This is a genomic window from Streptomyces sp. Ag82_O1-12, from assembly GCF_900182715.1.
Classification (GTDB): Bacteria; Actinomycetota; Actinomycetes; order Streptomycetales; family Streptomycetaceae; genus Streptomyces; species Streptomyces massasporeus.
In genome coordinates, this window is sequence record NZ_FXUW01000001.1 from 5,560,656 (window position 1) to 5,575,246 (window position 14,591).

At 70.2% G+C, this 14,591-nt stretch carries 12 protein-coding genes and 2 pseudogenes; 11 read left to right on the forward strand and 3 right to left on the reverse strand.

Going from position 1 to position 14,591, the window contains the following annotated elements:
- The first annotated feature begins 103 nt into the window (after positions 1 to 103).
- The 5 genes from QOL88_RS25670 (at position 104) to QOL88_RS25690 (ending at position 5,989) form a co-directional block, all read left to right on the forward strand.
- Positions 104 to 1,744 carry a peptide ABC transporter substrate-binding protein gene (locus QOL88_RS25670; RefSeq protein WP_097220019.1) on the forward strand — a complete coding sequence of 547 codons (1,641 nt, stop codon included), beginning with the start codon at positions 104 to 106 and terminating at the stop codon, positions 1,742 to 1,744.
- Positions 1,745 to 1,890: 146 nt separating this feature from the next.
- Positions 1,891 to 2,817 carry an ABC transporter permease gene (locus tag QOL88_RS25675; protein WP_097220021.1) on the forward strand — a complete coding sequence of 309 codons (927 nt, stop codon included), beginning with the start codon at positions 1,891 to 1,893 and terminating at the stop codon, positions 2,815 to 2,817.
- On the forward strand, positions 2,810 to 3,778 hold the full coding sequence (locus QOL88_RS25680; RefSeq protein ID WP_097220024.1) for an ABC transporter permease: 969 nt from the start codon (positions 2,810 to 2,812) through the stop codon (positions 3,776 to 3,778). The genes QOL88_RS25675 and QOL88_RS25680 overlap by 8 nt, the downstream gene beginning before the upstream one ends.
- Positions 3,779 to 3,789: 11 nt before the next feature.
- Positions 3,790 to 4,848 (forward strand): ABC transporter ATP-binding protein, encoded by a 1,059-nt coding sequence (locus tag QOL88_RS25685; RefSeq protein ID WP_097220027.1) that lies wholly within the window; start codon positions 3,790 to 3,792, stop codon positions 4,846 to 4,848.
- Positions 4,841 to 5,989, forward strand: a complete 1,149-nt coding sequence (locus QOL88_RS25690; RefSeq protein WP_097220029.1) for an ABC transporter ATP-binding protein — start codon at positions 4,841 to 4,843, stop codon at positions 5,987 to 5,989. Before QOL88_RS25685 ends, QOL88_RS25690 begins: the two co-directional genes overlap by 8 nt.
- Before the next feature lie 287 nt (positions 5,990 to 6,276).
- On the opposite strand, the gene QOL88_RS25695 is transcribed toward QOL88_RS25690, so the two are convergent.
- Complete coding sequence (locus QOL88_RS25695; RefSeq protein ID WP_097220032.1) at positions 6,277 to 8,403, reverse strand: S9 family peptidase; 2,127 nt, start codon at positions 8,401 to 8,403, stop codon at positions 6,277 to 6,279.
- A 177-nt stretch (positions 8,404 to 8,580) separates the two neighbouring features.
- Here QOL88_RS25695 and QOL88_RS25700 point away from each other — a divergent pair, with 177 nt between their 5' ends.
- A complete protein-coding gene (locus QOL88_RS25700; RefSeq protein WP_031103282.1) occupies positions 8,581 to 8,775 on the forward strand; it encodes a hypothetical protein in 195 nt (64 codons plus the stop codon).
- 67 nt (positions 8,776 to 8,842) lie between these two features.
- Here the strand turns inward: QOL88_RS25700 and QOL88_RS25705 are convergent, their stop codons facing one another.
- Together QOL88_RS25705 and QOL88_RS25710 are read right to left on the reverse strand one after the other, a co-directional pair.
- The gene (locus QOL88_RS25705) at positions 8,843 to 9,052 is read right to left on the reverse strand and encodes a DUF397 domain-containing protein (RefSeq protein WP_097220034.1); all 210 of its coding nucleotides are present in this window, start codon (positions 9,050 to 9,052) and stop codon (positions 8,843 to 8,845) included.
- Positions 9,049 to 9,570 (reverse strand): annotated as a pseudogene (locus QOL88_RS25710) (DUF5753 domain-containing protein); the annotation flags it as partial. The pseudogene QOL88_RS25710 and the gene QOL88_RS25705, both read right to left, overlap by 4 nt.
- Between QOL88_RS25710 and QOL88_RS25715 the strand changes: the two are divergent.
- The 5 genes and pseudogenes from QOL88_RS25715 to QOL88_RS25735 form a co-directional block, all read left to right on the forward strand.
- A pseudogene (locus QOL88_RS25715) lies at positions 9,570 to 9,833 on the forward strand (helix-turn-helix domain-containing protein); the annotation flags it as partial. The pseudogenes QOL88_RS25710 and QOL88_RS25715 overlap by 1 nt on opposite strands.
- Before the next feature lie 52 nt (positions 9,834 to 9,885).
- A complete protein-coding gene (locus tag QOL88_RS25720) occupies positions 9,886 to 10,503 on the forward strand; it encodes a Uma2 family endonuclease (RefSeq protein ID WP_097220037.1) in 618 nt (205 codons plus the stop codon).
- A gap of 101 nt (positions 10,504 to 10,604) precedes the next feature.
- Positions 10,605 to 11,465 carry an N-acetyl-1-D-myo-inositol-2-amino-2-deoxy-alpha-D-glucopyranoside deacetylase gene (gene mshB / locus QOL88_RS25725; protein ID WP_097220040.1) on the forward strand — a complete coding sequence of 287 codons (861 nt, stop codon included), beginning with the start codon at positions 10,605 to 10,607 and terminating at the stop codon, positions 11,463 to 11,465.
- On the forward strand, positions 11,462 to 11,872 hold the full coding sequence (locus QOL88_RS25730) for a DUF6113 family protein (RefSeq protein WP_097220042.1): 411 nt from the start codon (positions 11,462 to 11,464) through the stop codon (positions 11,870 to 11,872). The genes mshB and QOL88_RS25730 overlap by 4 nt, the downstream gene beginning before the upstream one ends.
- A 155-nt stretch (positions 11,873 to 12,027) precedes the next feature.
- Positions 12,028 to 14,547 carry a hypothetical protein gene (locus tag QOL88_RS25735; protein WP_097220045.1) on the forward strand — a complete coding sequence of 840 codons (2,520 nt, stop codon included), beginning with the start codon at positions 12,028 to 12,030 and terminating at the stop codon, positions 14,545 to 14,547.
- The last annotated feature ends 44 nt before the right edge of the window (positions 14,548 to 14,591 follow it).

Consider the following 14,591-nt stretch of genomic DNA (forward strand, 5'->3'; position numbering starts at 1 on the left):
AGCGCGGGGGCACTCGACGAATTCCGGCACCGGCGACGGGCGGGGGCCGTGATGTGCCGTGTGCTCCCTTCGCGGTGAACCAATGACTTCATAGGAGGAACCCATGCGCGGTGCCAAGAGCGCCAAGTGGGTCGCGGGGGCGATAGTCGTCGCCCTGGCCGCCACCGCCTGCGGCGGCGGCGACGACAGTGCCGGCGACGACATGAACAAGGGGAAGGCCGACCCGAACGGCATCGTCACTGCGCAGCTGAGCGAACCGCAGAACCCGCTCCAGCCGGCCAACGCCAAGGAGAGCCAGGGCAGCCGTGTCCTGCGCACGATCTTCGCCGGCCTGGTCGACTACGAGCCCGGCACCGGCAAGCTCGAGTACGTCAACGCCGAGTCGGTCACGCCGAACAAGGACTCGTCGGAGTGGACCGTCAAGCTCAAGCCGGGCTGGAAGTTCCACGACGGCACCCCGGTCACCGCGAAGTCCTACGTGGACTCCTGGAACTGGTCCGCCAACATCAAGAACAACCAGACCAACTCCAGCTGGTTCGCGGACATCGTCGGCTTCGAGGACGTGCACCCGGAGAAGGGTGACCCGAAGAGCGACAAGATGTCGGGTCTGAAGGTCGTCGACGACAACACCTTCACGATCAAGCTGACGCAGCCGGTCTCGTACTTCGCGTACAAGCTGGGCTACGACGTGTGGGCGCCGCTGCCCGAGGCCTTCTTCAAGGACCCGAAGGGCTTCGGCCAGAAGCCGGTCGGCAACGGCCCGTACAAGTTCGTGTCCTGGGAGCACAACAAGCTCATCAAGGTCCGCAAGTTCGCGGGCTACAAGGGCCCGAACGTCGCCAAGAACGGCGGCATCGACTTCAAGAACTACACGACCGCCGACGCCGCGTACTCGGACCTGCGCTCGGACAACGTGGACTGGATCGAGCAGGTCCCGACCACCGCGCTGACGAACTACAAGTCGGACCTCGGCGACCGCGCCATCGACGAGCCGTACTCGGCCGTCCAGTCGATCGTCCCGGCGTTCTACACCAAGCAGTTCAAGGACATCGACCCCAAGGTCATCCAGGGTCTGTCCATGGCGATCGACCGCCAGACGATCACCAAGACCGTCCTCCAGGGCACGCGTACCCCGGCCGACTCCTACGTCGCCCCGGGCGTCCTCGGCTACAAGAAGGGCGCGCTCGGCGACATCGTCAAGTTCGACCCGGCCCAGGCCAAGAAGCTCATCCAGGAGGGTGGCGGCGTCCCGGGCAACAAGATCCAGATCCAGTACAACGCCGACCAGGACCACAAGCCCTGGGTCGACGCGGTCTGCAACTCGATCCGCAAGTCCACCGGCGTGGAGTGCACCGGCGACCCGAAGCCGACCTTCCAGGCCGACCTCGACGCCCGTGACAAGGACCAGGTCAAGTCCATGTACCGCGGTGGCTGGGTGCTCGACTACCCGGTCAACTCGAACTTCATGCGCGACCTGTACGGCAGCAAGGCGGCCGGTAACACCAGCGGTTACGCCAACAAGGAGTTCGACAAGCTGAGCTCCGAGGCGGACAAGGCCAGCTCGATCGACGAGACCGTGAAGCTGTACCAGAACGCGGAGCAGCTCCTCGCCAAGGACATGCCGGCGATTCCGCTCTGGTTCTACAAGGTCAACAGCGGTCAGTCCAAGAACATCCTCGGCAAGATCGAGTACGGCCAGGACGGTGACCCGATCTTCGACACCATCCAGGTCAAGCAGAAGTAACCAGACGACCGCAGGCCGGTGCCGCCTCTCCCGCACAAGGGGAGCGGCGGCGCCGGTCCGTAGGCACAGGCCTCCACCTCACCCCCCTCACCTGCGGTAGATGAGTGCGCAGGCCTCGCCGACCCCTCACGGCATGGAGGCGCAAGATGGGGCGCTACGCCGCCAGGCGACTGCTCCAGATGATCCCGATCTTCATCGGGACAACTCTGTTGATCTTTCTGATGGTCCACATCCTGCCGGGCGACCCGGTCCGGGCCATCTACGGGGACAAGGCTCCCGATCCCGCACAGATCGCGCAGATCAAGCGCGAGTACGGCTTCGACAAGCCCGTCCTCGAGCAGTACTTCCACTACATGCTGAAGCTCGTTCAAGGAGACTTCGGCAACAACCTCGCCGGACGTCCGGTCGCCGACCTGATGGCCGACGCCTTCCCGGTGACGCTGCGGCTGACGCTGCTCGCCATCACCATCGAGATCATCATCGGTGTGGGGCTCGGCGCGTGGGCCGGTCTGCGGGCCGGTAAGGCCGCCGACTCCGGCGTGCTGGTCTTCACCCTGACGGTGATCTCCATCCCGGTGTTCGTGCTCGGCTTCATCGCCCGGTTCATCTTCGCCGACGAGCTCGGCTGGCTGCCGCCCAACGTCCAGGACTCCACGAGCTACTCGCAGTTGTTCCTGCCTGCGTTCGTCCTGGCCATGCTGTCGATGGCCTATGTGGCCCGGCTGACCCGGACGACCTTCGCCGAGAACCTGCGGGCCGACTACATCCGCACCGCGCTCGCCAAGGGCCTGCCCCGGCGCCGCATCATCGGTGTCCACCTGCTGCGCAACTCGCTGATCCCCGTCGTCACCTTCGTCGGCACCGACGTCGGCGGCTTCATCGGCGGCGCGGTCATCACCGAGGGCATCTTCAACATCCAGGGTGTCGGCAACCTCCTCTACAGGGCGATCCAGACGAGCGAGGGCTCGACGGTCACGGGTGTGGTGACGGTCCTCGTCCTCGTCATCCTCCTGATCAACCTGCTCATCGACCTGCTGTACGCGGTCCTGGACCCGAGGATCCGGTATGCCTGACGTGACCAAGGCCCAGACCACCGACGCGGCGGCCGTGGACGCCATCGCCCCGCCGGCCGCCGACGCACCCGGCAAGGAGAGCACGCAGAAGAGCGACAAGCCCCGCTCCCTGTGGGGCGACGCCTGGTACGACCTGCGCCACCGGCCCATGTTCTGGATCTCCTCGGTGCTGCTGGTCATGCTGCTCGTGATCGCCGCGTTCCCCGGCTGGTTCACCAGCGTCGACCCGCGTGACGGCGACCTCGTCCACCACTACCTGGGCAAGCCGGAGCTGGGGCACTTCTTCCAGCCCGACTGGTTCGGCTACGACCAGCAGGGCCGCTCGATCTACTCGCGTGTCATCCACGGCACCCGAGCCTCGATCCTCGTCGGCGTCTGCGTCACCGCGGCCGTGACGCTGCTCGGCGGTCTGCTCGGCATGCTGGCGGGTTACTTCGGCGGCTGGATCGACTCGGTGATCTCCCGGATCGTCGACATCTTCTTCGGCCTGCCGTTCCTGCTCGGCACGATGGTCGTCCTGAACGCCTTCACCGAGCGCAAGGTCTACGTGGTCATCCTGGCCCTGGCCTTCCTGGGCTGGACCTCGATCGCCCGCGTCATGCGCAGCTCGGTGATCACGGCCAAGCAGGCGGACTACGTGACGGCGGCCCGGGCGCTCGGCGCCGGCACCCCGCGGATCCTGTTCCGCCACGTGATGCCGAACGCCGTCGCGCCGACCATCGTCGTGGCCACGATCGCCCTCGGCGGTTACATCTCGGCTGAGGCGACGCTGTCGTTCCTCGGCCTCGGCCTCAGTGACCCGACGATCTCGTGGGGCATCGACATCTCCGAGGGCAGCAAGGTGATCCGGGACAACCCGCACACGCTGCTGTTCCCGGCGGGCATGCTCAGCCTCACGGTCTTCGCGTTCATCATGCTCGGCGACGCGGTGCGCGACGCCCTTGACCCGAAGCTGCGCTGAGGAGGGCGTACGTGACCACCATCGACAAGACCAGGAACGTCCCCGAGCCGCGCGGCGCGGCCGAGGGTGACGTTCCCCTGCTCGAAGTGCGCGACCTGCACGTCGAGTTCCACACCCGTGACGGTGTGGCCAAGGCCGTCAACGGCGTCAACTACACCGTGAGCTCCGGCGAGACCCTCGCCGTGCTCGGCGAGTCCGGCTCCGGCAAGTCCGTGACCGCGCAGGCGATCATGGGCATTCTCGACATGCCGCCCGGGCGGATCCCGCAGGGGCAGATCCTGTACCGCGGCGAGGACATGCTCACCATGTCCAACGAGGCCCGGCGCAAGGTCCGCGGCAGGAAGATCGCCATGATCTTCCAGGACGCGCTGTCCGCGCTGAACCCGGTGCTGTCCGTCGGCTACCAGCTCGGCGAGATGTTCCGTGTCCACCAGGGCCTGAGCAAGAAGGACGCCAAGGCCAAGGCCATCGAGCTGATGGACCGCGTGAAGATCCCGGCCGCCAAGGAGCGCGTCGGCGACTACCCGCACCAGTTCTCCGGCGGTATGCGCCAGCGCATCATGATCGCGATGGCGCTCGCCCTGGAGCCGGACCTGATCATCGCCGACGAGCCGACGACGGCCCTCGACGTGACGGTCCAGGCCCAGGTGATGGACCTGCTCGCGGAGCTCCAGCGCGAGTACAACATGGGCCTGATCCTGATCACCCACGACCTCGGCGTGGTCGCCGACGTCGCGGACAAGATCGCCGTGATGTACGCGGGCCGGATCGTGGAGACCGCGCCCGTGCACGAGCTGTACAAGCGGCCCGCGCACCCCTACACCAAGGGTCTGCTGGAGTCGATCCCGCGCCTGGACCAGAAGGGCCAGGACCTGTACGCGATCAAGGGCCTGCCGCCCAACCTGACGCGTATCCCGTCCGGTTGCGCCTTCAACCCACGGTGCCCGCAGGCACAGGACGTCTGCCGTACGGACGTCCCGCTGCTGCACCCGGTCACCGAGCGCGATGGCGGCGAGCTGCCCGGCCGCGGCAGCGCGTGCCACTTCTGGAAGGAGACGATCCATGGCTGAGCTGGACAAGACGGACGAGTCCATGGACGCCACCCCCAACGTCACCGAGGTCGAGACGATCGAGGCCGCCACCGATGCGGAGGCCGTGGCCGCCATCGAGGCGCCGGTCGAGCGCGGTGAGCCGATCCTTCAGGTGCGCAACCTGGTCAAGCACTTCCCGCTGACCCAGGGCATCCTGTTCAAGCGTCAGATCGGCGCGGTCAAGGCCGTGGACGGGGTCTCCTTCGACCTCTACCAGGGTGAGACGCTCGGCATCGTGGGCGAGTCCGGCTGTGGCAAGTCCACCGTCGCCAAGCTGCTGATGATGCTGGAGAAGGCGACCGCGGGCGAGATCTTCTACAAGGGCCAGGACATCACCAAGCTGTCCGGGCGCGCGCTGAAGGCGGTCCGCCGGAACATCCAGATGGTGTTCCAGGACCCGTACACCTCGCTCAACCCCCGTATGACGGTGGGCGACATCATCGGGGAGACCTTCGAGATCCACCCCGAGGTGGCGCCGAAGGGCGACCGCCGCCGCAAGGTCCAGGACCTCCTGGACGTCGTCGGCCTCAACCCCGAGTACATCAACCGCTACCCGCACCAGTTCTCGGGCGGTCAGCGCCAGCGCATCGGCATCGCCCGAGGCCTGGCCCTGAACCCCGAGATCATCATCTGCGACGAGCCGGTCTCCGCGCTGGACGTGTCCGTCCAGGCGCAGGTCATCAACCTGATGGAGAAGCTGCAGAACGAGTTCAACCTCTCGTATCTCTTCATCGCGCACGACCTGTCGATCGTCCGGCACATCTCGGACCGCGTGGGTGTGATGTACCTCGGCAAGATGGCCGAGATCGGCTCGGACACGGAGATCTACGACCACCCGACGCACCCCTACACCCAGGCGCTGCTGTCGGCCGTCCCGGTCCCCGACCCCGAGTCCCGCGAGGGCCGCGAGCGGATCATCCTCACCGGCGACGTCCCGTCCCCGGCCAACCCGCCCTCGGGCTGCCGCTTCCGCACCCGCTGCTGGAAGGCCCAGGACAAGTGCGCCCAGGAGGTGCCCCTCCTGGCCATCCCCGAGCGTTTCCAGGGCGAGGACACCCCGGCGGCCCACGAGTCGGCCTGCCACTTCGCAGAGGAGAAGGACGTGGTCCACGCGGCCTGACCCGCCGCTCCGACGTCCGTACCGGTTCCCGGCATCCCTCCAACGGGGTGCCGGGAACCGGCGTTCGAGGATCCTGGTCGAGCAGTCGCCGGCGATGAGCGCGGCCGGGCCCGACCGCATGCGTCCGAGGCACACACCCCCGCAAACCCCCGCCAACTGCGTTAACACGCAGGCAACTTCGTCGACCCGGTTCCGATATACGGACGCGTCACGCTGGTGGGCGTACGGCCGTGCGGGTGCCGTAAGCGGGCCGGGGCGCTGTGAGGCGTTCCGGCCCGCCGCCGTGTTCAGGCGGGTGTGATGCCCAGGGAGCGCTTCAGGAAGTCGACCTGGAGGAGGAGCAGGTTCTCGGCGACCTGTTCCTGCGGGGTGATGTGGGTGACGCCGGACAGCGGCAGCACCTCGTGGGGGCGGCCTGCGGCGAGCAGGGCCGAGGACAGGCGCAGGGCGTGGGCGACCACGACGTTGTCGTCGGCGAGGCCGTGCACGATCATCAGCGGGCGGTGCGGCTCGGCGGGGGAGGACAGTCCGTCGGGAGTGACCAGGGAGCTCTTCGCGTACGACTCCGGGTGCTCCGCCGGCGTGCCCAGGTAGCGCTCCGTGTAGTGGGTGTCGTACAGGCTCCAGTCGGTCACCGGCGCGCCCGCGATGCCCGCGTGGAAGACGTCAGGGCGGCGCAGCACCGCCAGGCCCGCCAGCCAGCCGCCGAAGGACCAGCCGCGGATCGCCACCCGGGACAGGTCCAGGGGGTGGCGCTTCGCGAGGTCCTCCAGCGCGTCCACCTGGTCGTCCAGCGACAGCGTGAAGTCGTGGTGGATCGCCTTCTCCCAGGCGGGGGAGCGGCCCGGGGTGCCCCGGCCGTCCGCGACCACGACCGCGAAGCCCTGGTCCGCGAACCACTGCGACGTGAGGTGGGCGTTGTGCGCGGCGACCACCCGCTGGCCGTGAGGCCCTCCATAGGGGTCCATGAGCACCGGCAGCGGGGTGTCACCGTCGTAGTCCCGAGGCATAAGCACGGCGCACGGGACACGCCGTGCGCCCCCCTCGGCGAGTGTCACGCGGGGGGACATACCGGGATCTTCGGCGTACGAGGGGACAGTCCTGGTCGGTTTTCCGTCGCGCAGGACCCGCACCAGAGAACCTGGCCGATTCAGCGTCGCCGAGACCAGAACCGTCACCGCCCCGGCCCGCACCGCCGCGTGCACGCCCGGCTCCTGCGACACCCGCTCCACACCCAGCTCGTTCACCCGGTACACGTGCACCTGGCCCGTCTCCGCCTCCCCGGCCGCCTCCGCGCCCGCGGACGCCGAGACCAGCACGTCGTGCTCGGAGACGTCCAGCACGGCCCGGACGTGCAACTGCGCTCCCGTGAGCGGCCGTTCCCCGACCGCCAGGACCCGCGCACCGCCCTCGTCCGCGATCCGCACCAGCTGTCCCGACGGGCTCCAGCACGGCACTCCGGGGAAAAGATCAAGCCATGTTCGATCTTCGTCGGCGTGCACCATCCGCGTCGCGCCGGTGTCCGGATCCACGGCCAGGATCAGCTGACTGCGCTGGTCGCGCGCCTGTACGAGCAGCAGCGGCGCACCCGCCGCTGACCAGTGGACATGCGCCACGTACGGGTAGCGCTTCCGGTCCCAGGCGACCTCCGTGCGCGGCCCGTCCAGGCCGATCACGAACAGCCGCACCTCCGCGTTGCCCGTGCCCGCCGCCGGATACGGCACCCGCTGCGGCTCCCGTTCCGGATGCGCGGGGTCGGCGATCCACCACCGTCGCACCGACGTGTCGTCCACCCGCGCCATGAGCAGCCGGTCCGACTCCGGAGCCCACCAGAAGCCCCGGGAGCGCCCCATCTCCTCGGCCGCGATGAACTCGGCCAGTCCATATGAGACATTCTCCGACTCCGGCTCGGCGAGCGCCCGGTCGCCCTCCCCCTCGGCGCCCACCACCCGCAGGGCCCCCTGCGCGACGTACGCGACGTGCCGCCCGTCGGGCGACGGGCGCGGGTCGATCACCGGTCCGGGCGTGGGCAGCCGACGCGCCGTCCCGGCCCGCAGCTCGGCCGCGAAAAGCCGCCCTGACAAGGCGAAAGACGCCAGCTCGACGGCCGTGTCGGTGGCGTACCCGACGATGCCGGCCCCGCCCTCGCGGCTGCGCTCGCGCCGGGCCCGCTCCTCGGGCGAGAGGTCCTCCGAGGCACCGCCCAGCAGGGCGCCCGGGTCGGCGGCGACGCGCTCCCCGCCCTCCTCCGTGTCGAGGACCCAGAGCGAATTCGCCCGGTCCGTACCGGAACCGGAGCGCAAAAACACGACACGTGAACCGTCGGGCGCCACGGTGAACGAACGCGGCGCGCCGAGCGTGAAGCGCTGGGTACGGGCGTGCCGTCGGGGGAAGGAGTGAGGCTCGGTCGTCATGCCCTGACCATATTGGCCATGCGCCCCCTTGTGCGGCCGTGCGCCGATCGATGCGCGCGGAGGGATAGTTATGATCAATGTCGCATAGTGGGTATGAACCTGCTGGCTGCTGTACGGATTTGATGCCCCCATAGTCCGACCCCCCGCGCCCTTGTGGATCTTTGGAGGTGAGCCGCCGTGGCACTCTCGATTTCGGCGGTGGTGCTGCTGGCGATCATCGTCTTCCTGCTCGTCAAGAAGTCGGGACTGAAGGCGGGGCATGCGATCGTCTGCATGCTGCTCGGCTTCTACCTCGCCTCCTCGACCGTCGCTCCCACGATCAACGAGCTGACGACGAACATCGCGGGCATGATCGGCAGCATCAAGTTCTGAGCGTCGCGCCTCCGGCCGGGCTTCGGGCGAGACCCGGGATCCGGCCGGGGTGCCTGCCTCGTGCGTTTCAGGACCCGACCGCGTACGGCACGAAGTCGGCCCACGCGGCGGGGGCGAAGGCCAGGCGAGGACCTTCGACGTTCTTCGAGTCACGGACGTGGACGGTGCCGGGCTCGGTGGCGAGCTCCACGCACGAGTCGCCCTCACTGCCGCTGCTGTAGCTGCTCTTGAACCACGCCAGGTCGGAGGCGTCCTCGAACGAGGTCTTTCGGCTCATGTCTCCCCCAGCAGTTTCTCGATGAATGAGGCGGACTCACGCGGCGTGAGGGCCTGCGCCCGGATGATGCCATGCCGGAGTTCCAGGATACGGAGCTGCCTGGGCTCGGAGACCGGTCGGCCGTCAGCCACTGCCGGTGAGCGTCCCACCATCGAGCCGTCCTCGAACTTCAGCACCTCGATGCCGCCTGCCAGACCGGCGTGCTCCTCGCGGTCCATCGGCATCACTTGTAGCTCGACGTGCCGCAACTGTCCTACTTCCAACAGGTGTTCCAGTTGCTGACGCAGCCTTGTCTTCCCGCCCAGCGGCCGCCGAAGTGTCCACTCCTCCAGGACGAAACTGAGTTCCGGTGCAGGGTTCCGTTCGAAGACGCTCTTGCGGGCCACACGTGCGGAGATGAACCGCTCCACCTCCTCGGCAACAAGCACCAGCCAGGCGGCGACACCGGGGGCGAGGTGGGCCGTGTCGTCGGCGGAGAGGAGCAGGCAGGGATCGTGGCGACGGAGGTCCGCGAGGAGAACGGGACGTCAGTCCCGCCGCCCTACGCCGCGCCCTGACCGCCGACCTGCCGCCCGAGGGCATACGACGGCCCGCCGCCTTCCTGGCCCACCGTCTCGCCGCCCTGCTTCCGCCCCCGGCCCCGTTCCGGGCACCGGCCGTCGACCCGCCGTCACCTGTACGACACCCGATGCAGAACTGCGACGGCTGCGACCGCGGGTTCCGCGCTGTCCGTCCCGGCCGCTGCCGCGACTGCCGCTCCGACCACGAGGAGGCCGCCTAGCATGAACGTGACGATCCTTGCCCCTGGGCACAGACGACGAGGAGCGAGCGCCATGACCATCGCATCCGGCAACGCGCGGCGGGACGGCTCCCATCTGTACCGGGCCATGAGGGATGTCGTGCAGTCGATGGGCGACACCCTCCCCGGGAAGTTCGAAGTCACCAAGGAAGGGATCGTGCACGACATGATGTCGCCGGGGGGACCGCACGAGGTCACGGCCGCGCACGTCAGCCGCCGTCTGGAGAAGGTCATGCCGGACGAGTTGCTGGCCCACAACGGCACACCCGACGTGGAAGACGTACCCGAGGGCATCATGCGGCACCCGGATGTGATGGTGATCGCCTGGGCCGATCTCGACGTCGAAGGCTCCGTCGACCCCCGTACGGTCGTCGCCGCCATCGAGATCGTCTCCCGGTCCAACCCGGAGAACGACTGGGTGGGCAAGATGCGCGACTACCCGCTGCTCGGCATCCCGATCTACGTGATCTTCGACCCCCGTACCGGCAGCGGTGCCGTCTTCACCGACATCCACTCCACCCCTGAGGGCCCCCGCTACGCGGTGCGCAAGAACTTCGTCTACGGCGAGGACGTCACCATCGGTGAGTGGACCATCTCTACGAGCGGCCTGCCGCGCTACCAGGACGACGGCGCGGAAGAGGCGGATCAGTGAAGGGCCTGATCCCGGAATCCGAGAGGGCCGCTTCGGCCACCTCCGGCGTCGAGTGCCTGGGCACGGGTGAACAGCCCTCCGGTGCCTCATAGGGTGGTCCCATGACGGAACTGCCCTCCCGGCGTCTGCTGCTGGTGCACGCGCACCCGGACGACGAGTCGATCAACAACGGCGCGACCATGGCCCGGTACGCGGCCGAGGGTGCCCACGTCACCCTGGTCACCTGCACCCTCGGTGAGCGCGGCGAGGTCATCCCGCCCGAGCTCGCGCACCTGACGGGCGCCGCCCTGGGCCAGCACCGCCGCGCTGAGCTCACCGCCGCCATGGCCAAGCTCGGCGTCCGGGACTTCCGCCTGCTCGGCGGCGCCGGCCGCTACAGCGACTCCGGGATGATGGGCCTGCCCGACAACGACGACCCCGGCTGCTTCTGGCAGGCCGACGTCGACGAGGCCGCCGCACACCTCGTCGAGGTGATCCGGGAGGTGCGCCCCCAGGTCCTCGTCACCTACGACGACCACGGCGGCTACGGCCACCCCGACCACATCCAGGCCCACCGGGTCGCCATGCGCGCCGCGGAACTGTCCGCCGACGCCGGTGTGCCCATCCCCAAGGTCTACTGGAACCGGGTCCCCCGGCCCGTTGTGGAGGAGTCCTTCGCGCGGCTCCGGGAGGACCTGCCCGGCACGCCCTTCGCCAAGGCGGCCGAGGTCGACGACGTCCCGGGTGTCGTGCCCGAGGAGCGGATCACCACCGTGGTCGACGGCTCCGCCCACGCCGCCGCCAAGGCCGCCGCGATGCGCGCCCACGCCACCCAGATCACCGTGGCCGAGCCGTACTTCGTGCTGTCCAACGAACTCGCCCAGCCGATCCTCACCACCGAGTACTACGAACTGGTGCGGGGCGAGCGGGGCTCCGGGGAACCGGAGACGGACCTCTTCGCCGGTGTCGGGGAGGCCTCATGAGCGACCGCACGTCGATGCTCGCCCAGCCGATGCGCCCGCCCACCGCCGGACGCGTCGGCGCCTGCCTCGGATTCTTCGCGCTCGGCGCCCTGGTCGGCGTGGCCGGGGCCCTGGTGCAGCCCGGGTGGTTCCCGGGCGGGCTGCTGCTCGCCCTGGCCGGTGAGGCCGGAGCCGTCCTCGGTGCCACGCGCGTCCTGCGCGGCCGGGCCGGGGGCGTCGCGGCCGCCGCGGGCTGGATGCTCGCGGTCGTCCTGCTCACCGCCAGCCGCCCCGAGGGCGACTTCCTCTTCGCCGCGGGGAGCGGCTCCTACCTCTACCTGCTCGGAGGCATCGCCGTGGCTGTGATCTGCGCCACCCTCGCCCCGAGGCGGCAACCGGACGGCGGTCCCGTCCGACTTGCCAAGTGACGTACCACTTCGCCGTGACGTGGCATGGGGGATCCGGTGTGGGTTTCCCGGCGGTCACGGGATACGGGCGAGAAGTGGCCAGTATGGTGGTGCGCGCCGCCGAGCTGCCCGCGTGAGGTTGTGTCGGGCGGCGGAGCCAACCGGGAGAACCTGCCTTGAGTCGTGAAACTGACACTCCGTCCTCCGGGCCCAACGGGCGCGGTGGAGCCGCCTACCCGTCGGGTACGCCGCCGTACGGGACCCCGACGGTCTCCGACGCGGGTACGGACGCGGGCCGTTCCGCCACGCGGCCGGAGGAACGCAAGACCGAGACCACGCTGACGACCCGGATCCGGATCAACATCCCCGGGTCGCGGCCCATTCCGCCCGTGGTGGTGCGCAAGCCCGTCGCGGAGGCGGAGGGCCCGGCCGACACCGACACGCACGGTGAGGCGTCGACGGCGCCGGGCACCGCCCCGTCCACGGGCGCGGGCCCGGGCACGGTCGAGCCCCCCGCCGATCCCGCACAGCAGGGCGACGACAAGCCGGCCAGCGACTGGTTCGCCCCCCGCAAGTCGGGCGGAGGCAAGGGCGGTCCGGGCAGCGGCTCCACCAACGGGGCCGGGCTGCCGGGCGGTTCGCGTCCGGCGCCGGGCGGCTCCGGCGCGGGCGGTCCCGCTGCCGGTGCGTCCGGCGGTGCGCGGCCGGGTGCCGGGCGGCCCGGAGGCGTGGTCGGCTCCATGGGCGCGCCGGGCGGCTCCCGGTCCGGGGGTACGAACGGTGCCGGGCTCCCGGGCGGTGCGACCGGCGGCCCCGTCGCACCCGGGCACGGCGGCGGCACCGGCTCCTTCGACGTCACCGAGGCCCTGGCGGCGGGCCCGCTGGGCAACGGTTCGCGTCCCGGCCCCGGCGGCGGCGAACCGCGCCGTGACGACCTGCCGTACTTCTCGGAGAACGGCCGCGACGGGCAGAACGGGCAGGCCGGTTACGGCGGTCAGCCCGGTGGCCCGAGCGCCCCGGACGGCTTCGGCACGCCCGGCCCCGGCTCCCGGGGCCCGGCCGGCCCGACGGGCGGACCGGTCACCGGTGACGGCCCCATGGTGCCGCCGGCAGGCGCCGGCTACGACGAGCAGGGCGGTCCCGGAAGGCCGGGCGGCTTTAACGCGCCCGGAGGTCCGGGCGCACCCGGTGGCCCCGGCGGCTTCGACAACGAGCCGGGCGGCCCGGCCGGCCCCGGTGCCTTCGACGTACCCGGCGGCCCCGATGGCCGTAGCGGCCCTGACGGCTTCGGCGACCCGGGCAGGCCCGGAGCCCCCGAGTCCTTCAGCGACCCCGGTCGCCCCGGCGGCCCCGGCGCCTTCAACGCCCCCGGCCGGCCGGGAGGCCCCGGAGCCATAGGCGGCGGCCCCGGTGGCCCGGGTGCCCCCGGCGGCCCCGCGGGCCCGGGTGCCCAGGGCGGCACCCACGCTCCCGGCGCGGCAGGCCCCGGCCCCGGCGGCGGCATGAGCGACGACACCGCCATCCTGACCCCGCAGAAGCCGGCCCCCGAACCGCCGGACGGCCAGGGCTACGGCCCCCGGCACGACAACGTCTCCGGGCACACGGTCACCAGCGGCATCCCCGTCGTACCGTCCGGCGCCGCCTCGCCGTTCGGCCCGGGCGCGCCCGGTGACGGCCCGGTGCCCCACGCGGCGCCGAAGCTGCCCGATCCGGTGTCGCCGCCCCCGGCGAGCTCCTCCAAGGCGCCGAAGAAGAAGGGCCGCAACAAGCTCGTGCTGCTGGCCGTCGGCGTGGTCGTCCTCGCCGGTGGCGTCTACGGCGCCGGGCTGCTGATGAACCGCACCGACGTGCCCAAGGGCACCACCGTGCTCGGCGTCGACATCGGCGGCACCACCCGCGACGGCGCGGTCAGGAAGCTCGACGAGGCCTTCGACAAGAACGCCGGCAACGAGCTGAAGCTGTCGCTGGGCGGCAAGACCGTCGCCCTCGACCCGGACAACGCGGGCCTGCAGTTCGACATGGACGCCACGGCCGACGCGGCGGCCAAGAGCGACTACAACCCGGTCTCCGTGATCGGCTCCCTGTTCGGCAACCACCGTGTCGTCACCCCGGTCATGCCCGTCGACGAGGAGAAGCTGCACGCCTCCCTGGAGGCCGCGGCGGGCGGCTCCGGCGCGACGACCGACGGCACGATCGAGTTCAAGGGCGGCAAGGCCGTCCCCGTGTACGGCAAGACCGGCAAGGGCGTCGACCTCGCCAAGTCGACGAAGGCGGTGGAGGAGGCCTACCGCACCCAGGTGGAGACCGGCACGGCCGGCACGGTGAACCTCCCGACCACCACCCGCCGGCCGACGATCTCGAACGCCGAGGTCGACCGGGTCCTGAAGGACTTCGCGCAGCCCGCGATGTCGGCCAAGGCCATCGTGCAGACCGACGCGGCGCACAGCATTCCGTTCGGCTCGCTGTCCCTGCCGAAGATCCTCAGCTTCAAGGCCGTCGACGGCAAGCTCGTGGACACCTACAACCTCAAGGCGCTCCAGGAGGCGTACGGCACGACCTTCGAGGGCGTGCAGATCGAGGGCGCCAGCGGCAAGCGGGACGTCCTCCCGCAGGACGTCGTCACGGCGCTGCGCAAGGCCCTGCGCGGCAAGACGTCCGCGGAACGCGTCGGAGTCATCGACACCAAGCCGAACTGACCTCCGGCCACCCGCCCGCACGAGAGCCCCCGCCCGATGAGGGC

What these genes read in the sequence shown, in the direction of transcription:
- QOL88_RS25690 (WP_097220029.1), top strand. Translation starts at nt 4,841, where the DNA reads ATGGCTGAGCTGGACAAGACGGACGAGTCCATGGACGCCACCCCCAAC.
- QOL88_RS25695 (WP_097220032.1), bottom strand. Translation starts at nt 8,403, where the DNA reads ATGACGACCGAGCCTCACTCCTTCCCCCGACGGCACGCCCGTACCCAG.
- QOL88_RS25730 (WP_097220042.1), top strand. Translation starts at nt 11,462, where the DNA reads ATGAGCGACCGCACGTCGATGCTCGCCCAGCCGATGCGCCCGCCCACC.
- QOL88_RS25680 (WP_097220024.1), top strand. Translation starts at nt 2,810, where the DNA reads ATGCCTGACGTGACCAAGGCCCAGACCACCGACGCGGCGGCCGTGGAC.
- mshB (WP_097220040.1), top strand. Translation starts at nt 10,605, where the DNA reads ATGACGGAACTGCCCTCCCGGCGTCTGCTGCTGGTGCACGCGCACCCG.
- QOL88_RS25705 (WP_097220034.1), bottom strand. Translation starts at nt 9,052, where the DNA reads ATGAGCCGAAAGACCTCGTTCGAGGACGCCTCCGACCTGGCGTGGTTC.
- QOL88_RS25675 (WP_097220021.1), top strand. Translation starts at nt 1,891, where the DNA reads ATGGGGCGCTACGCCGCCAGGCGACTGCTCCAGATGATCCCGATCTTC.
- QOL88_RS25670 (WP_097220019.1), top strand. Translation starts at nt 104, where the DNA reads ATGCGCGGTGCCAAGAGCGCCAAGTGGGTCGCGGGGGCGATAGTCGTC.
- QOL88_RS25720 (WP_097220037.1), top strand. Translation starts at nt 9,886, where the DNA reads ATGACCATCGCATCCGGCAACGCGCGGCGGGACGGCTCCCATCTGTAC.